The sequence below is a fragment of the Thauera phenylacetica B4P genome, from assembly GCF_000310225.1.
GTDB lineage: Bacteria > Pseudomonadota > Gammaproteobacteria > Burkholderiales > Rhodocyclaceae > Thauera > Thauera phenylacetica.
In genome coordinates, this window is the sequence record NZ_AMXF01000006.1 from 17,598 (window position 1) to 38,540 (window position 20,943).

Consider the following 20,943-nt stretch of genomic DNA (forward strand, 5'->3'; position numbering starts at 1 on the left):
GTTGAGCGGCGGGCGCAGCCCGTCCACTTCAACGCGGAGTTAGGCATCAGATGCCTGGGCGCCGGTCGATGCACTTTTCGCACGTGCTGCTCAACGCAAGATTCTCTCAATCGTTGCTTTGGCATATCGAACGAACGCAGCCGTCTCTTCGACGCGCATTGCTAGGTCGTCGTCCTCGCTACCCAGGTACGCCGCGCGTGCCTTGCAAATGATGGGCCGATGCTCGGCAGGCAAACGCTCCGATACCCATGCGGCAGCAACGTCCTTAGGAGCAATGAGACCCGTTGAAGCACTGTACCAAATGCGAGCAAGAGCAAGAACGACGTTCCGCTCGTCACCCTTCCAATCCGACTCTGAATTCCACTGGGCAATCGTGTCGAAAAGCGCCTTGGAAAAATGCTCGTTCGGCACCGGCTCGAAGAACGTGACTGCGGATGGACCTAGCAGAGCAAGGCTGTGTTGCCTCGCCTTGGTCAGCAAAATCGCAAGATCGTGATCCAGAACGGCAGGCTCGAACGTTCCGGAGAGGATGTCGTGGCGGAGCCACTCACCGAACTGAAGCTCACGTCGCGCCGGATAGCGCCAGGGCACTACTTCGCTTCGAGCGACAACAGTCACCTCCAGCGGTCGCCATGGTCCGCCATCGCCTGGCGGTGATGAGACTTTTAGCAGGTCGAGCATTAGTGCCTGCCGGAGCGAATCGTTAGGTGCGGCGCTGACGGTCACGAGCAAGTCGATGTCGCTGTCCGGCTTCAACCCTCCATCGAGCGCAGATCCGAACAGGTGGATTGTGTCCAGCGTTGCAGCCAGATGGCGCTCGATCACCCCGCGAGCGTGGGATAGCTGCTCGGAAATTTGTGCAGGAAAGAATTCACCCATGAAGATGCCTAACGAATTAGTTAACTGGCGCCGGAGCCCCGCAGGGGCGCAGGGTACCAACAGCGGCCAATAAAATGCCGAAGGCATGGCCGCTGTTGGCGTCCACGTTGAACGCCCAGTTAGGTTTTTGACCAGTGGCACGCCCTGGAAACACACGACAGATGAAGTTGAGGTGAGGGCGGGCCACGGTGATTTTGTGCTGCTGCTGCCAGAATTCCAGAGAGTGTGACAGACAAACCGACCTGGTTGAAGCACCCAAACCGGTGATAGTAGATTGAGACATGACGCCGCGCCCGGTGAACGAACTGGCTGCCAGTAAAACGCCAAACTTCAAGATGCAAACAACTGCTTGAGTGAGCACGGAAGCGGCGTTGGCGAACATCAGTGTTCTCGCGTGGGAGTGGCGATGCATAACGCGCAAACCTTGCCATGCAAAGAAAACAACCTTGGCACGATAAATGATTCCCGCGTGCTGGATGTATGAACTTGCACCGATGTTGACATTTGCCAGAGCCTTTGCACCGAGTTACCTGAGCGTATTTTTAAACGGGACCTAACGTCGAAATCAGCGGCGCCGAAGGCGTCCGCTGGATTGATTAGTTGGGCGGCAACGCGTCGATAGAGCGAAGGATTGCCCGCGCGATTGCCTCTCTTTTGAAAAGATCATCCGTTCTGTTTGGCGTATCAATATTCAGCGCGAAGAATACGGAACCGGTTGGCCATTCAACCCACCCTATCCACCAGCCAAACCTGCCTTCCCAGCCAGTCTTTGCGCGTAGTATCCAGTTGCGCCCGGCTTCCGTAATCATGAGATATTTGACCAAGCGCTGGTGTTCCACCTGAAATGGCAGCTGATTTCGATAAAGTTTTCTGAGAAACGAAATCTGTTCGTGCGCTGAGATTTCAAGATTGCCATCTATCCAGTAATTGCCCTTAATTGTCGAAGGGTCGGCGTTGCCATAGTCAATTTGCTTTAAATAGCGTCTTGCGTTGTCCTCTCCGATCTCTTTTGCAAATAGCTCATAAACCCAGACCGCAGAATTTCGCATCGCTGATCGCAAGTCTTGGTCTTGATTGTGGCCCGCAAAGCTCCGCTTAACGCCATCCCATCGAAAAACCTGGAACTCATCACGAACGGCGCCTGCATCGAGTGCAAAAAGTGTGTGTGGAAGCTTGAAGGTTGAAGCAGGCGAGTAACGCTTTGCTGCTCGCTCTTGACCAAAAACCAATAAAGCATGCTCCGCTTGACGTTCGTCTGCAATAACGATTGCACCTTCGGCCTGGAGGTCGCTGAAGAACTTCTTCCAGTCAGAACGGACTACCACGTGTTCTTGCGCATGCACGAATGAGGTAAGAAAAAAAGTAGATAGCAGTATGGTGAGGAATCGGATTGCCATTAAGTTTCCTTTGACGCCTAACTTTGTTTTAGGGCGACTGCCCTGCTGCGTAACATCGTTGCTGCTCCATAACATCAAACATCGACCCACGGCGTAACGCGCTTGCTGCTTGGATGCCCGAGGCATAGACTGTACAAAAAAACAGTCATAACAAGCCATGAAAACCGCCACTGCGCCGTTACCACCGCTGCGTTCGGTCAAGGTTCTGGACCAGTTGCGTGAGCGCATACGCTACTTGCATTACAGCTTACGAACCGAACAGGCTTATGTCCACTGGGTTCGTGCCTTCATCCGTTTCCACGGTGTGCGTCACCCGGCAACCTTGGGCAGCAGCGAAGTCGAGGCATTTCTGTCCTGGCTGGCGAACGAGCGCAAGGTTTCGGTCTCCACGCATCGTCAGGCATTGGCGGCCTTGCTGTTCTTCTACGGCAAGGTGCTGTGCACGGATCTGCCCTGGCTTCAGGAGATCGGAAGACCTCGGCCGTCGCGGCGCTTGCCGGTGGTGCTGACCCCGGATGAAGTGGTTCGCATCCTCGGTTTTCTGGAAGGCGAGCATCGTTTGTTCGCCCAGCTTCTGTATGGAACGGGCATGCGGATCAGTGAGGGTTTGCAACTGCGGGTCAAGGATCTGGATTTCGATCACGGCACGATCATCGTGCGGGAGGGCAAGGGCTCCAAGATGAAAGTCGCACGCATCTACCTGCGCGTGATGTCATTTTCAGAAGACGACTGCACGGAATATCAGGAGTCGGCTGCACTGGTGGATTGCAGCGCGGTGTACAGGGCCGTCTTGCTCACCTTGAGCCGTGTAGCGGCCTCTCGGACATTAAGCCCGTTGGCGATGTGCTCCCGCGCTCGCTGCAACTTGTCGGCGGTGACAACCGGCTTTCGCCCGCCCTTCCTCCCACGAGCGGCGGCGGCAGTCAACCCGGCCTTGGTGCGCTCGCGGATCAAGTCGCGCTCGAACTGGCCCAGCGCGCCGAACACGTGGAAGATGAGCCGCCCGCCTGGCGTGGTGGTGTCGATGGCTTCCGTCAGAGAACGGAAGCCGACGCCTCGCGCTTCCAGCGCGCCTATCGTTTCGATTAGGTGCGGCATAGAGCGCCCGAGCCGATCCAGCCGCCAGACGGCCAGCACGTCGCCGTCGCGCAGGTAGGCCAGCGCATCAGCCAAGCCGGGGCGGTCGGCCTTGGCCCCGGAAGCCGTGTCCTCGAAAACGCGCTCGCAGCCTGCCTTGCGTAGCGCATCCGTCTGCAAGGCGGTGTCCTGTTCCGCCGTCGATACCCGCGCATAGCCGATCAGTGCCATTTGCCGCCTCTCTTGTCCGTCATTCCGTCCGCCTATCTTAATGTCCGACAACCCGTTGTGCAATAACTTTGCTGGACAGTGTCCGGCATGGCCGACTAATGATCGTTTGACGGACATTGACGGTAAGGCATTTTTGCATTACTATGTGAAGCATCAACCTTGATTGCGAGGGCAAACCACCATGACCACATTGACCGTTACCGCACGGGGACAAGTGACGTTTCGGAAGGACGTACTGCAACACCTCGGCATCAGGCCAGGCGACAAGATCGAGCTGGACTTGTTGCCAGACGGTCGGGGCGTGCTCAAGGCGGCACGGCCCGCAGGGACGATAGCCAGCTTTGTCGGCCTGCTCGCGGGCAAGACGCAGAAGGTTGCCACCATCGAAGAAATCAACGAGGCGGCGGCGCAAGGCTGGGCAGGTAAGCAATGAAGGTCGCAGTCGATACCAACGTCCTTGTGCGTGCGGTTGTGCGTGACGATCCCGCACAAGCGGACGTTGCCGCCGCAGTCTTGACCGACGCCGAGTTGATCGCGGTCGCGCTGCCGTGCCTATGCGAATTTGTTTGGGTGCTGCTGCGTGTCTACGGCTTCCAGCAAGCCGACGCGGCCAGCGCGATCCGGGCACTACTGGCCGCCGCGAATGTGGAAGTGAACCGGCCTGCCGTGGAGGCTGGCTTGCTGGTGCTCGACGCGGGCGGAGACTTTGCCGATGGCGTCATTGCCTACGAAGGCAACTGGCTTGGCGGGGAAACCTTCGTTTCCTTCGATAAGAAGGCGGTGGCACTTCTCACGGCGCAAGGGCAATCAACGCGCCTTTTGTGACGGACATGAGCATGAACGAATTCCGCCGACTGGCCGCGAAGATCGACCAACACATGCAGCAGCTTGCCGCCCAGGGTGTCAGCGAGGCCCATGCCATCATCAATCGCATGATGGGGTACGGGCCTGACCTGCACAGGATTTGGGTCGGCACATCCGATCAGCAGCTCATGGCGCTGTCCCGCGAGTTCCCAGGGTTCTACCGCTACGCCCGCATCATGGAAGAGGCATCCGAAGCCGAGCGCCGCAAGGCTTCGCGGCCCTATGACGGCATGGCCGAGTTCTCCGAACAGCACAAGCAAATGGGCGCGCAACTGCTGACCACGGCGGCCACGCTTGAGCGTGGCTACCAGGCGTTTCGTGCGAGCGGCAGTCTCCAAGACTTCCGGCCTCAGCTCGACGAGCTGGGCCGCCTGCATCGGCAATGGCTGTCCGACCTGGAAGCCTTCAAAGACTCGCTGCGCACGCAGGGCGCAGAACCCAAGGTGCTGGAATACGTGAACGAGGCTTTCGGCCGCCTGGCCGAGCGCATCAAGCAGCTTGCCGGTTGATCGCCGGAATTTTCGGCGGTTCCGGCTTTGTCGCGCCGTGCACAAGAGTTCTGAGCAATTCCGATCTCTCGCGGCGCTTCGTGCATAGAACTTCTGACCGTTCCCGGTCAGAAGTTCTATGCACACACGGCGGCCAGCCCAGTGAACTGGTGCAGTCGCCTTCTGAAAACGACAATAAAGCCCGTGTGGAATCGGCCTTTATGTGTAAAAATATCCGTCTGTTTATCTACGCTTGGTAAAGGTATGGGAAAGCGTCTTGGTTATGCCCGCGTTTCAACGGATGACCAGCGGCTCGACCTACAACGGGATGCTTTGACCCGTGCCGGATGTGCCGACATTTACGAAGAGAAGGTCAGCGGGAAGTCTGCTGATCGGCCTGCTCTGGATTACTGTCTTCGCGCCCTGAGTGCGGGAGACACGTTGGTGGTCTGGCGTCTGGATCGGTTAGGCCGTTCGCTCCCCGATCTGGTTCGCATCGTGGGGGAGTTGGAGCAGCGCGGTGTTGGCTTCGAGAGCGTCACGGAACGGATCGAAACTGGCAGTGCGACTGGGAAGCTGACTTTCCACTTGTTCTCGGCCTTGGCCGAGTTCGAGCGGAATCTGATTCGGGAGCGGACTCAAGCAGGCTTGGCTGCTGCTCGTGCTCGTGGTCGCAAGGGCGGGCGAAAGCCCGCGCTGGACGCCAAGCAAGTCCGTGAGATCAAGGCGCTTTTGCGTGATCCTGATATTCAGGTCGCCGACGTGGCGAAACGCTATGGCGTTTCACGCGCCACCATTTACAAGCACGTTGGTGCGGTGCGCCCAGAGCGCGGCGCATCGCCGATGATTTAGTGAGGTCGTCATTCATGGCATTTGCGCCAAGTGTTGCTCATAAGCCTGTTGCCGCTGCTGTATGCCCTGTCATGGCCGCGACCGAGGCGTTGGCAACAGAAGGGGGGCTCGAGGCTCGAGGGGCTATTTTCACGCGCTCTGAGGTGGTCGATTTCATCCTCGACCTGGCTGGCTACACCGAGGATCAACCGCTGCACGAAAAGCGGCTTTTGGAACCGTCGTTCGGTGGTGGGGACTTCTTGCTGCCGATCATTCAGCGGCTGCTGAGTGCATGGCGAGCAGCAAGGCTCAATGGTACTGCGGTCGATGATTTGGGTGATGCCATCCGGGCGGTGGAGTTGCACCACGACACCTTCCGTAGCACCTACGCTGCCGTTGTCGCGCTGCTCAAGCGTGAGGGGCTGTCGGCGAATGCTGCGACGGCCTTGGCTGACCGCTGGCTGTCGCAGGGTGACTTCCTGCTGGCTCCGCTGGAGGGCCAGTTCGATTTCGTGGTGGGCAATCCTCCCTACGTTCGACCTGAGCTGATTCCGGCCCCGTTGCTGGCCGAGTACCGCAGCCGCTATCAGACGATGTATGACCGGGCGGACATCTACATTCCCTTCATCGAGCGGTCGCTGACGGCATTGTCTGCTGGCGGCAATCTGGGCTTTATCTGCGCGGATCGCTGGATGAAGAACCGCTACGGTGGGCCACTGCGTAGCCTTGTTGCCGAACGGTTCCACCTGAAAGTCTATGTCGATATGGTGGATACACCGGCCTTCCATTCCGATGTAATCGCCTATCCGGCCATCACCATCATCAGCCGTGAGGGGGGCGGGGCGACGCGCATCGCACACCGCCCGTCCATAGACCGGGCCACGCTGACCACGCTGGCTGGCCTGCTGTCGGCACCGACACTTCCGAAGGATGCTGGCCCGGTGCGGGAACTCGCCCGTGTGACCAATGGTGCGGAGCCGTGGCTGCTGGAGTCTTCTGACCAGATGGCGCTTATTCGCCGTCTGGAGGGCGCGTTCCCACTGCTCGAGGAGGCTGGGTGCAAGGTTGGCATTGGTGTTGCGACCGGCGCTGACAAGGCATTCATCGGCGACTTCGAGTCGCTGGATGTCGAGCCTGATCGGAAGCTGCCGCTGGTGACAACCAAAGACATCATGACCGGCGAAGTGCAGTGGCGTGGTCAGGGGGTCATCAACCCCTTCGCCGAGTCTGGAGGGCTGGTCGATCTTGGCGAGTATCCGCGTCTGCGCCGCTACCTTGAGGCTCGCCGGCATGTGATTGCCGGTCGGCATTGCGCGAAGAAGGCTCCTGCCAACTGGTATCGCACGATTGACCGTATTACCCCGGCGCTGGCTGCGAGGCCCAAGCTGTTGATCCCTGACATCAAGGGTGAGTCGCACATTGTTTTCGAGGGCGGCGAGCTGTATCCAAGCCATAACCTTTACTACGTTACCTCGGACGATTGGGATTTGCGGGCCTTGCAAGCTGTGCTGCTGTCCGCTGTCTCGCGCCTGTTCGTGGCCACGTACTCAACGAAAATGCGAGGTGGCTTCTTGCGCTTCCAAGCGCAATACCTGCGCCGCATCCGTATCCCACGCTGGGCCGATGTGCCTGAACCGCTACGCCGCGAGCTGGCTGAGGCAGCCATCAAGCGGGACGTGCAAGCCTGCAACCGGGCTGTGTTCAGGCTCTACGGGCTGAGCCACGAAGAACGATCTGCCCTTGGGGGCAATGGAGAATAAATGGCACTTGATCTTGTCGATTACGAACAGAAGGCCCGCGACGCCGTAAAGGCGTTTTGGGGCAACCGTGAAGCTGCACGGCAAAAGCAGATTGAGTCAGGCAAGGCCGACCAAGGTGAACGCGCTGGCGTCACAGGCGGCAAGAACATGGACGGATTCTTGGCCTTGGTGCTCGATGTCATCAAGGCCAATGGTCTGGCCCACGCCGAGATTCACCAGAACCGGGCGATGCTGACCCTGCCCGGCTACTTCCGCCCGACAAAGCTGTGGGATTTGTTGGTGATCTACAAGGGCGAGCTGATCGCAGCCATCGAACTGAAAAGCCACGTCGGGCCATCGTTCAGCAACAATTTCAACAACCGTACAGAGGAAGCCATCGGAACAGCCCATGACCTCTGGACAGCCTACCGGGAAGAGGCATTCGGCAAGCAGCCACGCCCGTTCGTCGGCTGGCTGATGATGGTCGAAGATGCGCCGGAGTCCCGCCGTCCCGTTCGGGACTCGTCGCCGCACTTCCCGGTCTTCGAGGAGTTCAAGGGGGCATCGTATCTCACGCGGTATGACTTGCTGTGTCAGAGATTGGTGCAGGAGCAGCTCTACACGACCGCTGCCGTCATCGCGGCAGAACGCAGTGCGGTGGATACTGGCAACTTCACGGAGCTGTCGTCGATGACCAGCCTCAAGACATTCGTGTCGGCTTTGGCTGGGCACATCGCCGCCGAGGCGGCACGACTGGGCTGATTGCCCGTTCTCGATCATTCGGGCTTGGAGGCCGGACGATGGTGACAACCACAACTGAGGCGCTTTCAGAGGTCTTGCGCGGGTATGGACGCGCTGATGAAGCGGCATTGGCATCACTGCTGGAGGTCAGCGACTGGGAGCGCATCGCTCGTCAGGAGCTGGAGCGCCGGGCTACCCGAATTGTGCAGTCGCTTGATGACGGCACCCTTGAGGCTATCGCATCTGGTTCGCTCGATGTCCGGGCCGTCTGCCGCCAAGTGGCCGACGAGATCAAGCAGACCGCTTAGACGATGGCGCTGCCTTCTTTCGACAACGGGTGGCGCGAGGGCCAGAGCGTAAAGCCGCGCATCCTCGTGCTGGAGATCAAAGACAAGGATCGCCCGGATGACAAGGCATTGGGCTGGGTGCTTGTCGAGCGGGAGGAAACCTATCGGCGCGATCCTCGGGATGGGACGATCTACGAGGCGTCCATTCGGCTTTCCTACCAGCGCATCACAGCCAAGTTTTCGCACCGGGATGGTGGAAAAGGGCGGTTTGATGGCAGCTACTCGCGCAACTTCAACGCTGTGTCGCTGACTTCGACCTCGATGTCGAAAGGGGCTGTATTCCTTGATTTGCCGGGGCTGGATGGTCAGCGTATCGGCACCTATCTGATGAATGAGATCGTCCAGTGGGTGCAGCAGTGGCCCGAGGCGACCGTCAATGGTATCGAGCTGCTGGCCGGACAGGGGCATGGTGACAACAAGGCACGGCGCAACTGGTTTTATGAGCAGTTCGGTCTGGTCTTCGACTACACCGACCCCGAGCATCGCGAAGGCCGATCCAGACCCATGCTGGCCGGAGCGTTAGTCAAAGTCGAGACGTGGAAGCAGAACATCACCGAGCACCGGATGCTCGACTATCTGGCCGCAGTTCTTTACGCCGAGGAACGTGCCACATCGGAGTTGCAGGCCCGTGATCGAGCCTGTGCCCAACTCATTGCCGAGCAGAGACGGGCAGAAGCCCGGCCTGTGCGCTGGGCGTTGCGGCGGTTGTATATCCACTATGCCAGCACCGTGCTTGCCGGGCTTGTCCTGACGGCCCTTGTCGGTATGGCGTGGATCAAGATGGCGTAGGGGAGCTATGTCCGATCTGAGCGGAAGTGAGCGTCGCAAGCTGGAAAAGCTGCTTGGTATGGGTGGCGGCTATGTCCTGAACTTCTCTGACCGCACCTTCGGTGACTTCTTCGATGAGTACCGGGTCGAGATTGATGCCGAACGGTACAAGGCGCGGGGTACGTCCAAGGCCAATCGGATGCGTACCTTCTGGGATGTGGATGGCAATCATGTCGTGGGGCGGGTCATTGGCGGGCTGATCGAGTATGCGACCGATGAGCAGTGCTTTGGCGACAGCAATCCGCTGCTGATCGACGACTGCCGAAAGATTGCCCAGCGTCTTCTCAGTGACCAGCCGGTGGCCGAGCTGGATGCGCTGACCGCCATCGCAGATGAGCGGGATTTCGAGGTGGTGGCAGAGCATATCCGCGAAGCCATCGAGAAGAACCAGCCCGAGGGCGGGCTGGATCGACTACATACCTTCGTCAACAAGTTCATCCGTGTGACGTGCGAGCCGCACGGCATCACGATCACTCGTGACAAGCCGCTGCACAGTGTCTTCGGCGAGTACGTCAAGGCGCTCCGGGAAGGTGGCCACCTTGAGTCGGCCATGACCGAGCGCATTTTGAAGTCCAGTATCTCAGTGCTGGAAGCCTTCAATGATGTGCGCAACAACAAGAGCCTTGCACACGACAACCCGATCCTGAACTACGAGGAAAGCCTGCTGATCTTCAACCACGTCGCGGCATCCATCCGCTTCATCAAGGCGTTGGAAACGAAGATCAAGGCTCAGGCCAAGGTGGCAGAGCAGCAGGCTGCACGGTTTCCGTGGGATGAGAGCATTCCATTTTAGATAGCTATATAGCTAGCTATCTTCATTTGCCCGGCGATATGCCTCAAAGTTGTCGAGCAGGCTCTGGTACTGGCGGTGTGCCTCTGTGCCCGGTGGGGCGAAATTCGGCAGAGGCGGCTGAGTGCCCATCGGCCAGTGCTCGATGAGTTGATCGTCGTCGTCATCATTCGTCCGTGGGCGGCCTCGTGGCCGCTTAGGTTTCTCGTGGCCAGCCTTCTCCAGTTCGGCAGATAGCGCCTCGATGGCGGCCCACATTGCAGCGGGGTCAGCAGGTTTAGCCACGCACTCGCGTAGCGCCGTGGTGGCCGCTTCCATCGTCTTGGTGACGGCATCTAGGGCGATACCAAGCTGCTTTTTGCGGTACTCCGCATCGTGTTTAACCTTCCATGCGGCCCATTCCGCTTGCTCTTCTTCGGTGAGCAGTTCGCGGGCTTCGGCGGAAAGCTCCGATGCCCAGCGGTCGATGGTGCAGATGACTCGCTGGCGTCGGCGTCCTGTGGCTGTGCGCTCGTCTGTCCGCCGGAGGCATTGGACGGTGTTCCCTTCGACCGTTATCCCGCCCAACGACTTATTCACGTAGAGCGTGACTTTGAATTGCATTGTTTAGTGCTCTTGATTGGCTGATAGCTGTGACTATACGCAATCGGCGAAATGCAGACACTCGATCTCGGCGGTGTCGAACTCGATGCCCGCCACGGTGAACCGCTCGCCGACTGCGAGAGTGGGGGCGTTGCCGATGCGCAGCCGGAATGTGTTGTCCGGTTGCTGGATGACGTAGGTGCCTTCAGGATCGGCATCGAGTACAGCGGACGTTACCCGCTCGAACTCGACACGATCCTCGTTCAGTCGCCAGATTGAGGCCATTCGCCCAGTTCCTCGATGACGACCGACACCCGGTATCGCCTGTCTTTTTCCGCCTTCGGCAACATGGCGACCAGCGAGGTCATCATGTCGGCAGGGCGATCAGTGACGGCTGTCGTGCAGATGGCTTCGTCTCCGTAGCATGACCGAGCCGATGTTGTGAGGACAGGTTGTGCCTTCGGCTGGTTAATTGTGGGCAGCAGGAACGGGCCTTCAACAACCGGCGATGTGTCCGCTTGGTGGTTGATGACAAAGTACGCGGCAGCTCCAGCCGCTGTCAGCAGCGCGAGCGTGGTGAGGATTTGCTTTCCGTACCACCTCCAGAAGCCTTTGGGTTTGTAGGTGTTCGGGAAGGAGTCTTCCAAGTTAGGGGTGGGTTTTTTCTCTTCGGGCGGCACAGCTTCATCGAACAGGCCCGGCGCGAAGTCGATCTGTGTTGTGGTGCTTGTCGTCATACTTGCAATTCCTCCGCTGTAACGGGCAGGGCGCTTGCGAGCAGATCAAGCTCGGTGGTGCTTGCCTCGGGCGATGCCGGGGATAGGGGTGGGAAGCCTCCATTCCTGCGGCGGTCCTGTGCCTTGTGTAACCCGGTTCGGTCGTAATACTCGACACTCTTGATTTGCCAATTCAGTCCAAGTGCCGAGAGAGCCGCCATGATGTCGTCGAGCAGCATCATGGCAAAACCGTCTTCCATGCAGGACTCTGCATTGGCACAGTGGGCGATTGGGCCAAGGGTTGGCCGGAGATATTGCTCACGAGCCAACGCCAAGTGAAAGGCTAAGTGTTCGCGGATGTCAGCCGGGATATATTCGTCGGCCCGATGGCTAAGAGCGAAAGCGCACCCGACTTCATCTGCTGCTGCTTGCAGTGCGGTCAGCAGGGTCTTGTAGTAGTTGGCGTTTACGTAGCGATGCACCTTGTCTGCGATAGGCATGGTGCCGATGTTTGTGGGTGGGGTCACGCGCATGTCGGTGTCTTCCCTTGGAGGTAGTGGTCGGCCTCTGCTGCCAACTCCTTGCGGGCAGCCTGTTCCTCGGCAAAGGCTGCCCAGTTGTACCCGTCAGGGCTGATCTCCCAGTGATAGCCTAGTGTTTTCAGCTCTGCGATGATGTCTTGCACGAGCTTGATGGCGTATCCGTCGTGGATACGAGCCGTCGCGTCCAGAAACTGTTGGCTTGGGTCTTTTTTCGGCCACAGGTAGCCCTCTCTCGAGAAGGCGACGCAGAAGGCCAGGTACTCAAGAATCTCATTCGAGATCGAGTCCTCTTTTTCCGGGGTGGTAGTAAAAGACGCACCGATGCCGGAAGCCGAAGAGTGGAGGGCTTCCAGCAGGTGTGCGAAGTACAGCTCATTGAGCCGTCGATGCACTACTGCGGCGATGCCGGGGGAAGTGATACAGGGTGGCAAGTAGTCCATCTCTTCGACCTCAGTTGATGCTGCGGGCAACGTCACCGCGTTGCGCCCGCTCATGTGCTGATTGAGCCTGCCGCCGCAGCCGCTCGGTCTTCTGTGACGTGTAGGCGGCCAGCAGGGCTTCGACACGCTCTTTCTTGCGGTAGATGGCTTCGGCCATGACGTTGCTGACGCCAACGGCATGGACGTAATCCGACCAGAGCGCCCGGCTGGAGACCTTGGTGACGTTGTTATTCCACTCAGCGTCGCTGAGTCGACGCCCCGCCTCGGTCAGCAGCATCTCTTGGGTACTCATCGTCTGGTAGCCGCCAATCGGCGCGGTCGGTAGCGAGCCGTAGCCATCCTTGTCGGACAGCCACTCGGCGGGAGACTTGCCCTCGGCAGCGGCCAGCGCCGCGTCCGCATTCGCCGCCGCGACTTGTGCTGGCTCGAACTTGACGTTCGGAGCCACGCCGCCCGGAGGGACGTTGCCGAACAGGATGGCGTGCTGCTCCTTAGTGTCCTTGCCCAAAATCGGGTAGTGCTGCGGATTGCCGTCTTGGATCGGGAACGTCGCGCAGAAATACGGGGCCGGATCGGTCTTCCAGCCGATTCCTTGTTGCTGGTTGAAGGCGGACGGGAGTTGGCCGGGGTTGAAGGTGCCCTTGGATGCATCCTGTGCGAATGCCTTGGCGCGGGCCTCGTCGCGTTGGGCGGTGCCGTAGGTGAAGTGCAGGTGCTTCACCATCGCGTCGCTGGGGGTGTTCCCGGACAGGCCAATGTACTGCCCGGCTTTGACCTCCATGCCCTGTTTCAAGCCGGTGGCAAAGCCGCTCATGTGGTAGTACGCCACCACGTCGCCATTGCTGCGCTCGATGAGGATCGCGTTACCTGCCGAGCGCCGGTTGCCGATGAAGGTGATCTTGCCGTCCGTTGTGGCGTACAGAGGCTGCGATGCGCCGCTGGTCGAGAAATCCAAACCATCGTGCATGTGCGGCTTCTGGTTGGCGCTGCCGAAGTTCCCCGCACCTCCACCCCGGAATTTGCCGAAGCGCCCGGAGACGGTTTGCTTTTCGGTTGGCGACACCATGCAGGTATCGGCCAGTGCCGGAGTCACGGCCACCAGTGCGGCCAGAGCAAGCAGCTTGTGCATGGTCATGGCTCCCGGTACTCGTTTTCGTGGGCGGCATAGGTGCCGTCGATGGTGCAGGTCAGTTGCACCGATTCCGGCCCGAAGGGCTGATCGGCCATCAGGCCACCCATCGGGGTTTTGCGGTTGGGGAACGAACGACCCTTGTTCAGCTTGGCAGCCTTGGCGACTTCGGCTAGCGTCCTGCCTCGGATGTGCGAGGTGTAGCCGTGGCCCAGTTCGCCGTTGCCGTCATCGACCCAGACCTCAATCTCGGCCACCGGCAGACCGAATACCTTGAACCCGCTGGGCGGTGTCAGCCGGTAGTGCTGTTCCTCGCCTGCTGGTTTGCGTGGCAGCAGGGCGCGGGTGGCTGGATGGTCGGGCAGGTCTTCGCGGCATTCCAGCGCCGCTTGCAGCATCGGGCCAGCCACGGCCCAGAGTGCTGCATTGGGTGCGGCTGGCTCGTTGTCGAGCAGCGGTACGGGCATCTGGGCATGAGCAGCGCCGACGAAGCTCAGGGTCAGGAGGGTGGTGGTGATTGCTCTCAACATGGACTCTGCTCCATCTCAGTTAAACAGGTTGCCGATGGACTGGATGAAACTGCTGCTGTCCGATGCCGCTGGCTTCGGCGCGGCGGCTGGGGCGCTCCTCGCGCTGGCAGTCTGGGTGCCATAGATGCTCGGCGAGGTGTTGCCCAACTGGGTTTGCAGGGTCGCGAGCTGCCCGTTCAGGGTGTTGAGGTGGTTCTGGGCGTTGGCGACCTGCTGCTGATACGAGGTGCAGTTGTTGTACTGGTACGCCTGACAGTTCGAGAGCTGCTGCTGGGCCTGCTGGAGCTGGTACTGCGCCGGGCCGACTTGAGCCTGCACGTTGGCGATCTGCTGGTTGAGCGAGTTGATTTGGGCGTTGGTGCTGCCCATGTCCCCATTCGTGCCGGTGGAGCCGCCGAAATCGACCTGCGAGCTGCCGAACGGGTTGGTGCCCACGGTGTAGGTGCCGCCGCTCTGGTTGTTGCTGTAACCGGCTGCGATATTGGGGTCGATGTGGGCCATTCCCTGCTGCACAAGGCCATTGGTCAGCCCGTTGAGATCACCGAAGGAACTCAGTCCGTTCACCTTGTCGATGGCTTGATTGATCGGTGAGGTGACGAGGCCGGACACCTGATTGACCGCCGTGCAGACCTTCTTCTGGGCGTACTTCATGACGGCATCGCTGGCAGCGCCGACGATGCTTGCAAGACTTGGGATCGAGAACGACAGGTCGTAAATTTGGTTGAGGCCAGAGAAGCAGTCGCTGTTCACGTCAAACAGGGATTCGACGTTGACCGGCGCGGCGGCAATCGTTTGATGAATCTGCATGGCCTGCTTGATCGAGTGGCCGATGCTGCCGTCCAAGGTGCCAGTTGCGCACGCTTCGGCGTCGGCCTTGATGCTGTCCGCGACCACCGAGGTCTGTTGAGAGAGCAACTGGCTGCTGGCGTTGCCGAGGATGCTACCGCTGCCGGAGCTGACCGCCGACACGGCGTACCCGGCGAACATCACCGACACGCCTACGGCGATGCCGAGGGCGAACCGGGTATTGCTGCGGACGATGTTGCCGACCGATGCGGCTATGGGGGTGAGCTTGTTACGCATGGGCATGGCTCCTGATGTCGCTGTTGTGCTGTGCCCTGATGCGCATGGGCTTGGTGGGCTTGGGGTCAGGCTGTTGCTTGGCCTGCTGGTCGAGCCACAGCTCGACCAGCTCGCCGATGACCTGATCGTGCTCGCGCAGCCACGAGACACGCAGTACGAGATAGCTGTCAGCGGGTTTCATGGCCGGGCCTCACTAGGTAGCGGTAAACGAGCCAAACAAGCGGTGTCAGGTAGAGGATGGGGACAGCTATGGCGAGGGCGATCGTTCCGAGCTGGGCAGCAGGCGGGCCAAGCAGCAGCGCATCGCGCTCGACGAACAAGGCGAGACATGTCCCGAGTACGCAGCAGATGTTGGTGACACGCTCGCGGCCAAGGCGCTGTAGAAGGGAGTGGATCATCTGGGCCATCACTGCATCCCCCGAACCCAGAGCATGTCGCGGACGTAGCGGCCAAACGCGCCCTCAACGAACAGGGTGCCGGAGCGCACTTGCCACGCCCGATAGCTCCAGCGGATCGCATGGACTGAGAACGGCAGGCACATGGACAGCACGCTCAGGACAACCATCACTGGAGCGCCTATAGCCAGTTGCCATGCGGCCATCAAAAAGACGAGGGCGACCACCACCCAGTAGGCGCGGGATTTGCGCAGGTGGCTGGTGATGAGCTTGTCGCGCTCAGGGTCGCCGAGAAACGCCAGCCGTTGCTTGCCGCGTGTCTCGGATCGGGCCTGCACGATGTGGCGAATCTCAGCCGGGTCTTGCGGGGCCAGTACGCCGAAGCCACATTTGGCGGAGCACTCCCACGGATAAAGCGCCTTTTCATCGGGTTGGGCATTGGCGGGCAGGTGCATGACACCGCGACCGCACTCGGGGCATTGCGGATGACGCAGCGTGCGCCACAGGTCACGGATGTAGCCGTTGTTCGCCCGGAGTTGTCGCCAGCCGAGGATCGAAAGCGGCATCTCGACGAACGTGAATTTGGCTGCGCGTTTCGCGCCGTTCTTGAGGTTCATGCGTGTGCCCTCCGGGTGTGTTTACGCCGTTTGCGCTGGGCCAGAACGGTGTCAGCGACAGCTAGCAGGATGGCCAGCACGGTAGCGTCGGGGATCAGGGAATGGGTCAGCATCTGCGGCTCTCCTTATGGGCTGGGGGACTGGGTGCGGTCGGCTTCCGCTGCCTTCTTTGCGTGGTGGAGGACTTGATCCCACCATCCTTGGAGCTGGTCAGCGGTTGGGCGGGCGCGTGAGCGCAGGACGCTGTTTTCCTGCGGCATCGAGTCGATCCAGCCCTTGTCTTTCATGTACTCGGCGCGTTTGGCGTAATCGAGGATCATCCGAGTGCGCATGTCCTGCGGTGCGTGCTCCAGCACGCCCATTGCGCTATCGAGGGCGCAGAGCAGCGAATAGAAAGCGTTGTGCCATTTCTTGGTCTGCTGCCCGGCGTGGCGTACCTGCTCCAGCAGTTCATCACGGGCGCGGATGGCCTCATCACGCTCAGCAGTCAGACGATCAACGAGCGGCTCCCACTGGTCTTTTATCTGTGCATTCCACTGGGCTACCGCATCGTTCCAGCCGTGATCGTGGCCTGTCGCGTGTCCCTGTTCGTATCCACGTCGAAGCCCGATGACGTGGCCGGTGGCCTCAGCGTTGTGGTCGTACTGGTAGCTCATGCCGGTTGTCCTCCGTTTGCGGTGGTCTCTCCGTGGTTGATGACGCTTGAGCCGTCAGCAGTCGGAGGGGTGTAGCTGTAGCGGCTGTCATACTCGGTATTGATGGCCCCGGAGCCGTTGTCATCGTCGGCAGAAAACCCGCTGATAACGCCCGCGCTGCCAAGGGCTAGCACGGCATTGCCGGTGCCCTTGTCGGCGCTGCTCTTGCTGCGCGGCGCGGTGTCTTTCACTTCGGTGAACTCTGCGTCGGTAATGTCATTGCTGGCCCAGCGGCTGCCGACAACGCCTTGCGATCCCGTATTAACCGAACTGGACACGGCGCTGCTGCTGCGAGCCGGGCCGATGGCCGCTGCTGTGCTGGTCGATGCGGACGTGGGCGGGGTGTCGTGCTGCTGGGGTGCCACGCCTTGGCTATTGGCATTGAGCAGGCGGGGATGGTTGCCGCCGCTGCTGCGGCCACCACCGCCGCCGCCCGTGGGGCCGCTTGGCCCGCTGAGACTGCCAGCGCCTCCAGAGTCGCCGTTCAGGCGGTTGCTGCCACCTGCGCCGCCCTTGCCCGGGGGAGTAGCCCCGCCCTGTAACGCACTGGGGCCATATTTTTCCGACTGCCCGCGCATCTGCTCGGTAGCTTGGGTTTCGCCCATCGAGCTGATGCCAGCGCCGATCCAGCGCAGCACGGTGTCCGGCAAGCTCTGCGACAGCCCGAAAATCATGTACATCACGGGCAGCAGAACGAAGCCATAGACGATCAACCAATTTTTCCACTGCAAAAATTCTATGAACCAGCCCAGCGACTCCGCCGAGGTGACGTTGGCGTGATACATCGCCCAGAATGCCTTGCTGATGTACCCAACCACGGGATTGGCCACCATCATCGCGGCGAACAGGCCGGTGATGATGAGTGCCGGACGGACGAAGAGCGACAGCAGGAGCAGGTAGCCTTGCGTCTGGCTCCCAACGAAGGTGCGGTCAGGCGTCATGTGCATGACCGCCCACAGGGGCGCGGCGATGATCGACTGGAGCACTGCCATTAGCCAACCAACAAACGCGACCATGAAGATGGTGTACGGCAGGCTCGGCAGGAACACGCCGAAATAGAACGCGAGCCGCCCGAGCCACGTTGTGACTTCGGCCAGCGGGGTCAGGAAGTTGTAAATCACCCAGTTCAGGAAGGTGTCGGCCAACGGGGTGGCATCAACCTTGTTGCCCATGAAACTGACGCTGCCTACCGCTGCCGCAGCGGCTTTCAGGCCAGACAGCGAGGTGTGGATCAGCCGGTCGGCAGCAAAACCCGTCGATTGCAGCAGCGCGAGCACGTCACCCGTGGTTTTGATGCGGGCAATGGCGTCCACGTCGCCATCGGTGCCGATCATGGTGCTGGTCACGCGCTCCATGCCCCACTGCACGAACCCGCTCATGAAGCTGTCACCCCGGCTGCCCAATGTGTCGATGCTGAGATCGTCGAGGGAAGATGGGATCAGGTTCGACTTGAGATCGGCAGCCCGAGGGGTGTCGGGCGTGGTGTAGCTTCCCCCGGTCAGTGACTTGCTGATGATGGTGTTGTAGACGGTGGTGTAGCTGTTGGCCGCAAGGGAGGAATGCGGCCCTTGCGGTAGGGTGTTGAGGTTCGGTGCGGTGGCCTGTGCGACGTTCTCGGCATAGATGCGGCCCAGCTCTTCCTTGATGCCGCCGAGGCGCTGGTAGAAGCCGCCTGCCATTGCCCAGCCATCCTTGGTGATGTCGGTGACGTACTTCTGCATGATCTGTTGCAGCGTGGTGTCCGCTGCAATCTGAGCAGTCAGGCTTGCGGTCAGAGTACTCTGGGCTTGATTGACGATCTGGTTGAAACGATCGCTCGTGACGTTCTCCCAGCCAGATTCGTTGATGGTCGCGGGCCATTCGCCAACCCACTGCTCGATGTCTGCCATCACCTTGTTGACAGCGGTCGCCTTTGCGTTCAGTGCGGCGACACGGATTGCCGACATGGCCGTGGCGTTATCTTGAATCTTGGCCGGGTCGAAGATGGACGCCGCTGAGGTGGTGGTTTCAGCGGCGATAGCAGTCGGGGCCGAATAGCTATAGACCTTCACCGAGCCGCAAAGCGGAACACCACCGCCCAAGTTGGTGACGGTGTTGCGATCCTTGGCCTGATAGATCATTGCCTTCTTGCTGCCGCCTTCGGCAATGCTTTGATCAGGTGTTCCGGCTGCGCTGACGTTCGGCGTGCCGCCGCCGAAATCGGCGAACGATGCGTTCACGGTGCGCTTGCACCATGCGACAGCCAGGTATTCCTGCGCAAACTGGCGGATGTCGTAGAGCGGATAGTTCGGGTTCGGCTTTGCGCCGCTTCCGAGTCCCATCTGGGCGCTGGTCGCAGTCAGTGCGCCGTTGATGATCCCGTTCTCTGTGCCGATCTTGAACAGGGTGTTGGCGAAGCCCACTCCCCACAAGGCAAACATCATCACGATGAGCTGGATGAAGCTGTATCCGCTGGTGGTCGGCAGCAGCACACTGCCGCCAGAAACGATCCGCACGGGCGTCCAGAGTGACGACCAGTTGCGGCCCATCGCTTCTCCCTCGTTGGCCGTGTTGGTAACGCCCATGATGGCGACGTAGCTGACGATCAGGCTGGCGACAACCAGCAGGCCGCTGTTGAATACCGAGAAGATCGAAGCCAGCACGGAAACTGAGGCATCAACGGTGTCCGGGTCTGCGCCGGTTGTCAGCTTTTCGATGACCGGGCCGAAGATCCACTCAAGGATTCCGACGCTGACATCAGTGCAAGCGCCTGCGGCGGAATCGCAGGGCGAAAAGGGCATGGATGGATCGGCGGCAGCCACGGCGATGCTCCCAAAATTGGTCAAGATGCCGTCATTCTAGGTGCTGTCGCGTATCGCTGCAACGGTATGCAAAATCTAAAGCATGGACATAAAAACACGCCGAAACCCGCATAAATAAAGGGTTTTATGGTTTTGCAGATGGACTATAGACCATAAAAATATTTATTTTTCGTTTCCTTCTTGTGATAGCTAGCTAGCTATCTCTATAATCTCGTTGTGTCTTGTGATAGCTAGCTATCTAGCTCAACTCTGGAGGATGATGACGTGACGATCTTTGCTGTGGTCAATACCAAAGGCGGCGTGGGAAAGACCACGACCGCCGTCCATCTCGCCACGATGCTGGCCCGGCAGGGCAAGACCTTGCTGATTGACGGCGACCCGCAGGCGAGCGCTGCGAGCTGGGCTGCTTGGCGGCGAGAGAACGAGGGCTACACGCCCAGCCCGACGACGACATGCCTCGCGGGCAAAGCGATCCTGGCCGAAGGCAAGCAGCTTGCCAGCGGCTTCTCGCATGTCGTGGTGGATGCCGGTGGTCGCGACTCGGTGGGGTTGCGTTCCGCTCTGTTGCTCGCCCAACGCGCAGTTATTCCGATCGGTGCCTCCAACCTCGATGCCGCAGCCATGACCGATCTGCTGACAGTGGTCGAGCTGGCCCGTGACTACAACCCCGACCTCGATGTGCGCGTGTTGCTGACCCGCGTCGATCCGCGCACCAAGGACGCTGCTGAGATGCTGGAGTTTCTGGCCGAGCAGGAGCTGACTGTGCTGCCGACCAAGGTTTGCGAGCGCGTGGCCTTCCGCCGCGCCATCGGCGAAGGTGCGATCGTGCAGGAGCTGGGCAAGGATCAGGCCGCGATTGCGGAAATGGAAGCCTTCTTCAAAGAGGTGACAGCGTGAAGAAGATGCGCGGAAAACCTGACCTCACCGCTTTTCTGGAAGGTGGAGCGGGAGATGTTGCTGACAAGGCGCATCGGGATGCACCCAAGCCTGCGGCACATGCCGCAGATGAGCCTCCCGTGCCGACCGTTCAGAAGCTCTTTCGGATGCGGTGGGACATCGCAAAAGCCCTCAAGGACGCCGCAAGCGCGGAGTCAGTACCGGGCCATCGGGTGACGGAAACAGAGATCGTTGAGCGGTTGCTCAAGCAGCATTTCGGCATTGATAGCTAGCTAGCTAGATAGCTATCTAATTCAACTTAAGG

Annotated in this window: 28 protein-coding genes and 1 pseudogene; 12 read left to right on the forward strand and 17 right to left on the reverse strand. The window is 60.0% G+C overall.

Annotation, left to right across the window (positions count from 1 at the left end; translation table 11 throughout):
• Window positions 1-90: 90 nt before the first annotated feature.
• The 3 genes from C667_RS24640 to blaOXA all read right to left on the reverse strand — a co-directional run bounded on the left by C667_RS24640 (window position 91) and on the right by blaOXA (window position 2,276).
• Entirely contained in the window at window positions 91-879 is a 789-nt protein-coding gene (locus tag C667_RS24640; protein ID WP_004356282.1) for an ANT(3'')-Ia family aminoglycoside nucleotidyltransferase AadA4, read from the reverse strand.
• 16 nt (window positions 880-895) lie between these two features.
• Window positions 896-1,261: a hypothetical protein gene (locus tag C667_RS25495; protein ID WP_157302114.1), complete on the reverse strand. Its 366-nt coding sequence runs from the start codon at window positions 1,259-1,261 to the stop codon at window positions 896-898.
• 214 nt (window positions 1,262-1,475) lie between these two features.
• Complete coding sequence (gene blaOXA / locus C667_RS24645; RefSeq protein WP_004356283.1) at window positions 1,476-2,276, reverse strand: OXA-46 family oxacillin-hydrolyzing class D beta-lactamase; 801 nt, start codon at window positions 2,274-2,276, stop codon at window positions 1,476-1,478.
• Between the two features lie 157 nt (window positions 2,277-2,433).
• On the opposite strand from blaOXA, the pseudogene intI1 reads away from it, so the two are divergent.
• Window positions 2,434-2,955 (forward strand): annotated as a pseudogene (gene intI1 / locus C667_RS24650) (class 1 integron integrase IntI1); the annotation flags it as partial.
• Window positions 2,956-3,017: 62 nt separating this feature from the next.
• Here intI1 and C667_RS02220 read toward each other — a convergent pair.
• On the reverse strand, window positions 3,018-3,584 hold the full coding sequence (locus C667_RS02220) for a recombinase family protein (protein WP_003159185.1): 567 nt from the start codon (window positions 3,582-3,584) through the stop codon (window positions 3,018-3,020).
• 181 nt (window positions 3,585-3,765) lie between these two features.
• On the opposite strand from C667_RS02220, the gene C667_RS02225 reads away from it, so the two are divergent.
• The 9 genes from C667_RS02225 (at window position 3,766) to C667_RS02265 (ending at window position 10,215) form a co-directional block, all read left to right on the forward strand.
• Entirely contained in the window at window positions 3,766-4,017 is a 252-nt protein-coding gene (locus C667_RS02225) for an AbrB/MazE/SpoVT family DNA-binding domain-containing protein (RefSeq protein WP_003108276.1), read from the forward strand.
• The gene (locus C667_RS02230; protein WP_003159186.1) at window positions 4,014-4,409 is read left to right on the forward strand and encodes a type II toxin-antitoxin system VapC family toxin; all 396 of its coding nucleotides are present in this window, start codon (window positions 4,014-4,016) and stop codon (window positions 4,407-4,409) included. The genes C667_RS02225 and C667_RS02230 overlap by 4 nt, the downstream gene beginning before the upstream one ends.
• Before the next feature lie 11 nt (window positions 4,410-4,420).
• Entirely contained in the window at window positions 4,421-4,957 is a 537-nt protein-coding gene (locus C667_RS02235) for a hypothetical protein (protein WP_003159187.1), read from the forward strand.
• Between the two features lie 243 nt (window positions 4,958-5,200).
• Complete coding sequence (locus C667_RS02240) at window positions 5,201-5,788, forward strand: recombinase family protein (RefSeq protein WP_011222055.1); 588 nt, start codon at window positions 5,201-5,203, stop codon at window positions 5,786-5,788.
• A gap of 71 nt (window positions 5,789-5,859) precedes the next feature.
• Window positions 5,860-7,527, forward strand: coding sequence for an Eco57I restriction-modification methylase domain-containing protein (locus C667_RS02245; RefSeq protein ID WP_004356304.1), 1,668 nt, complete (start codon window positions 5,860-5,862; stop codon window positions 7,525-7,527).
• Window positions 7,528-8,268 carry a type-2 restriction endonuclease gene (locus C667_RS02250; RefSeq protein WP_004356305.1) on the forward strand — a complete coding sequence of 247 codons (741 nt, stop codon included), beginning with the start codon at window positions 7,528-7,530 and terminating at the stop codon, window positions 8,266-8,268.
• Between the two features lie 38 nt (window positions 8,269-8,306).
• Window positions 8,307-8,555 carry a hypothetical protein gene (locus tag C667_RS02255; protein ID WP_004356308.1) on the forward strand — a complete coding sequence of 83 codons (249 nt, stop codon included), beginning with the start codon at window positions 8,307-8,309 and terminating at the stop codon, window positions 8,553-8,555.
• Between the two features lie 3 nt (window positions 8,556-8,558).
• Window positions 8,559-9,383, forward strand: coding sequence for a hypothetical protein (locus C667_RS02260; protein WP_004356309.1), 825 nt, complete (start codon window positions 8,559-8,561; stop codon window positions 9,381-9,383).
• Between the two features lie 7 nt (window positions 9,384-9,390).
• The gene (locus C667_RS02265) at window positions 9,391-10,215 is read left to right on the forward strand and encodes an abortive infection family protein (protein ID WP_039920595.1); all 825 of its coding nucleotides are present in this window, start codon (window positions 9,391-9,393) and stop codon (window positions 10,213-10,215) included.
• Window positions 10,216-10,227: 12 nt separating this feature from the next.
• Here the strand turns inward: C667_RS02265 and C667_RS25500 are convergent, their stop codons facing one another.
• The 13 genes from C667_RS25500 to C667_RS02320 all read right to left on the reverse strand — a co-directional run bounded on the left by C667_RS25500 (window position 10,228) and on the right by C667_RS02320 (window position 19,742).
• Window positions 10,228-10,815, reverse strand: a complete 588-nt coding sequence (locus C667_RS25500) for a hypothetical protein (protein WP_016245702.1) — start codon at window positions 10,813-10,815, stop codon at window positions 10,228-10,230.
• A 33-nt stretch (window positions 10,816-10,848) separates the two neighbouring features.
• Window positions 10,849-11,079 (reverse strand): hypothetical protein, encoded by a 231-nt coding sequence (locus C667_RS02270; RefSeq protein ID WP_004356313.1) that lies wholly within the window; start codon window positions 11,077-11,079, stop codon window positions 10,849-10,851.
• A complete protein-coding gene (locus C667_RS02275; RefSeq protein ID WP_004356315.1) occupies window positions 11,058-11,531 on the reverse strand; it encodes a hypothetical protein in 474 nt (157 codons plus the stop codon). The genes C667_RS02270 and C667_RS02275 overlap by 22 nt, the downstream gene beginning before the upstream one ends.
• Complete coding sequence (locus C667_RS25505) at window positions 11,528-12,043, reverse strand: hypothetical protein (protein ID WP_016245703.1); 516 nt, start codon at window positions 12,041-12,043, stop codon at window positions 11,528-11,530. Before C667_RS25505 ends, C667_RS02275 begins: the two co-directional genes overlap by 4 nt.
• On the reverse strand, window positions 12,034-12,546 hold the full coding sequence (locus C667_RS02280) for a hypothetical protein (RefSeq protein ID WP_241164082.1): 513 nt from the start codon (window positions 12,544-12,546) through the stop codon (window positions 12,034-12,036). Before C667_RS02280 ends, C667_RS25505 begins: the two co-directional genes overlap by 10 nt.
• Window positions 12,503-13,627, reverse strand: coding sequence for a M23 family metallopeptidase (locus C667_RS02285; RefSeq protein WP_004356320.1), 1,125 nt, complete (start codon window positions 13,625-13,627; stop codon window positions 12,503-12,505). The genes C667_RS02280 and C667_RS02285 overlap by 44 nt, the downstream gene beginning before the upstream one ends.
• Window positions 13,624-14,151, reverse strand: coding sequence for a hypothetical protein (locus C667_RS02290; protein WP_004356323.1), 528 nt, complete (start codon window positions 14,149-14,151; stop codon window positions 13,624-13,626). Before C667_RS02290 ends, C667_RS02285 begins: the two co-directional genes overlap by 4 nt.
• 15 nt (window positions 14,152-14,166) lie before the next feature.
• Window positions 14,167-15,234 carry a hypothetical protein gene (locus C667_RS02295; protein WP_004356326.1) on the reverse strand — a complete coding sequence of 356 codons (1,068 nt, stop codon included), beginning with the start codon at window positions 15,232-15,234 and terminating at the stop codon, window positions 14,167-14,169.
• Complete coding sequence (locus C667_RS02300) at window positions 15,227-15,415, reverse strand: hypothetical protein (protein ID WP_004356328.1); 189 nt, start codon at window positions 15,413-15,415, stop codon at window positions 15,227-15,229. Before C667_RS02300 ends, C667_RS02295 begins: the two co-directional genes overlap by 8 nt.
• Complete coding sequence (locus C667_RS02305) at window positions 15,402-15,641, reverse strand: hypothetical protein (protein ID WP_004356330.1); 240 nt, start codon at window positions 15,639-15,641, stop codon at window positions 15,402-15,404. Before C667_RS02305 ends, C667_RS02300 begins: the two co-directional genes overlap by 14 nt.
• Window positions 15,641-16,246: a hypothetical protein gene (locus tag C667_RS02310; RefSeq protein ID WP_004356332.1), complete on the reverse strand. Its 606-nt coding sequence runs from the start codon at window positions 16,244-16,246 to the stop codon at window positions 15,641-15,643. The genes C667_RS02305 and C667_RS02310 overlap by 1 nt, the downstream gene beginning before the upstream one ends.
• Before the next feature lie 125 nt (window positions 16,247-16,371).
• The gene (locus C667_RS02315) at window positions 16,372-16,902 is read right to left on the reverse strand and encodes a hypothetical protein (RefSeq protein ID WP_004356336.1); all 531 of its coding nucleotides are present in this window, start codon (window positions 16,900-16,902) and stop codon (window positions 16,372-16,374) included.
• Window positions 16,899-19,742, reverse strand: coding sequence for a DotA/TraY family protein (locus C667_RS02320; RefSeq protein ID WP_083881249.1), 2,844 nt, complete (start codon window positions 19,740-19,742; stop codon window positions 16,899-16,901). Before C667_RS02320 ends, C667_RS02315 begins: the two co-directional genes overlap by 4 nt.
• Before the next feature lie 264 nt (window positions 19,743-20,006).
• On the opposite strand from C667_RS02320, the gene C667_RS02325 reads away from it, so the two are divergent.
• Together C667_RS02325 and C667_RS25510 are read left to right on the forward strand one after the other, a co-directional pair.
• On the forward strand, window positions 20,007-20,639 hold the full coding sequence (locus tag C667_RS02325) for a nucleotide-binding protein (RefSeq protein ID WP_004356341.1): 633 nt from the start codon (window positions 20,007-20,009) through the stop codon (window positions 20,637-20,639).
• Window positions 20,636-20,911, forward strand: a complete 276-nt coding sequence (locus tag C667_RS25510; RefSeq protein ID WP_157302116.1) for a hypothetical protein — start codon at window positions 20,636-20,638, stop codon at window positions 20,909-20,911. The genes C667_RS02325 and C667_RS25510 overlap by 4 nt, the downstream gene beginning before the upstream one ends.
• Window positions 20,912-20,943 lie beyond the last annotated feature (32 nt).

What these genes read in the sequence shown, in the direction of transcription:
- C667_RS02290 (WP_004356323.1), bottom strand. Translation starts at nt 14,151, where the DNA reads ATGTTGAGAGCAATCACCACCACCCTCCTGACCCTGAGCTTCGTCGGC.
- C667_RS02260 (WP_004356309.1), top strand. Translation starts at nt 8,559, where the DNA reads ATGGCGCTGCCTTCTTTCGACAACGGGTGGCGCGAGGGCCAGAGCGTA.
- C667_RS02245 (WP_004356304.1), top strand. Translation starts at nt 5,860, where the DNA reads ATGGCCGCGACCGAGGCGTTGGCAACAGAAGGGGGGCTCGAGGCTCGA.
- C667_RS25500 (WP_016245702.1), bottom strand. Translation starts at nt 10,815, where the DNA reads ATGCAATTCAAAGTCACGCTCTACGTGAATAAGTCGTTGGGCGGGATA.
- C667_RS02305 (WP_004356330.1), bottom strand. Translation starts at nt 15,641, where the DNA reads ATGGCCCAGATGATCCACTCCCTTCTACAGCGCCTTGGCCGCGAGCGT.
- C667_RS24640 (WP_004356282.1), bottom strand. Translation starts at nt 879, where the DNA reads ATGGGTGAATTCTTTCCTGCACAAATTTCCGAGCAGCTATCCCACGCT.
- C667_RS02285 (WP_004356320.1), bottom strand. Translation starts at nt 13,627, where the DNA reads ATGACCATGCACAAGCTGCTTGCTCTGGCCGCACTGGTGGCCGTGACT.
- C667_RS02240 (WP_011222055.1), top strand. Translation starts at nt 5,201, where the DNA reads ATGGGAAAGCGTCTTGGTTATGCCCGCGTTTCAACGGATGACCAGCGG.
- C667_RS02220 (WP_003159185.1), bottom strand. Translation starts at nt 3,584, where the DNA reads ATGGCACTGATCGGCTATGCGCGGGTATCGACGGCGGAACAGGACACC.
- C667_RS02270 (WP_004356313.1), bottom strand. Translation starts at nt 11,079, where the DNA reads ATGGCCTCAATCTGGCGACTGAACGAGGATCGTGTCGAGTTCGAGCGG.
- blaOXA (WP_004356283.1), bottom strand. Translation starts at nt 2,276, where the DNA reads ATGGCAATCCGATTCCTCACCATACTGCTATCTACTTTTTTTCTTACC.
- C667_RS02255 (WP_004356308.1), top strand. Translation starts at nt 8,307, where the DNA reads ATGGTGACAACCACAACTGAGGCGCTTTCAGAGGTCTTGCGCGGGTAT.
- C667_RS02315 (WP_004356336.1), bottom strand. Translation starts at nt 16,902, where the DNA reads ATGAGCTACCAGTACGACCACAACGCTGAGGCCACCGGCCACGTCATC.
- C667_RS25495 (WP_157302114.1), bottom strand. Translation starts at nt 1,261, where the DNA reads ATGTTCGCCAACGCCGCTTCCGTGCTCACTCAAGCAGTTGTTTGCATC.
- C667_RS02280 (WP_241164082.1), bottom strand. Translation starts at nt 12,546, where the DNA reads ATGAGCGGGCGCAACGCGGTGACGTTGCCCGCAGCATCAACTGAGGTC.
- C667_RS25505 (WP_016245703.1), bottom strand. Translation starts at nt 12,043, where the DNA reads ATGCGCGTGACCCCACCCACAAACATCGGCACCATGCCTATCGCAGAC.
- C667_RS02230 (WP_003159186.1), top strand. Translation starts at nt 4,014, where the DNA reads ATGAAGGTCGCAGTCGATACCAACGTCCTTGTGCGTGCGGTTGTGCGT.
- C667_RS02235 (WP_003159187.1), top strand. Translation starts at nt 4,421, where the DNA reads ATGAACGAATTCCGCCGACTGGCCGCGAAGATCGACCAACACATGCAG.
- C667_RS02295 (WP_004356326.1), bottom strand. Translation starts at nt 15,234, where the DNA reads ATGCGTAACAAGCTCACCCCCATAGCCGCATCGGTCGGCAACATCGTC.
- C667_RS02265 (WP_039920595.1), top strand. Translation starts at nt 9,391, where the DNA reads ATGTCCGATCTGAGCGGAAGTGAGCGTCGCAAGCTGGAAAAGCTGCTT.
- C667_RS02310 (WP_004356332.1), bottom strand. Translation starts at nt 16,246, where the DNA reads ATGAACCTCAAGAACGGCGCGAAACGCGCAGCCAAATTCACGTTCGTC.
- C667_RS02300 (WP_004356328.1), bottom strand. Translation starts at nt 15,415, where the DNA reads ATGAAACCCGCTGACAGCTATCTCGTACTGCGTGTCTCGTGGCTGCGC.
- C667_RS02250 (WP_004356305.1), top strand. Translation starts at nt 7,528, where the DNA reads ATGGCACTTGATCTTGTCGATTACGAACAGAAGGCCCGCGACGCCGTA.
- C667_RS02225 (WP_003108276.1), top strand. Translation starts at nt 3,766, where the DNA reads ATGACCACATTGACCGTTACCGCACGGGGACAAGTGACGTTTCGGAAG.
- C667_RS02275 (WP_004356315.1), bottom strand. Translation starts at nt 11,531, where the DNA reads ATGACGACAAGCACCACAACACAGATCGACTTCGCGCCGGGCCTGTTC.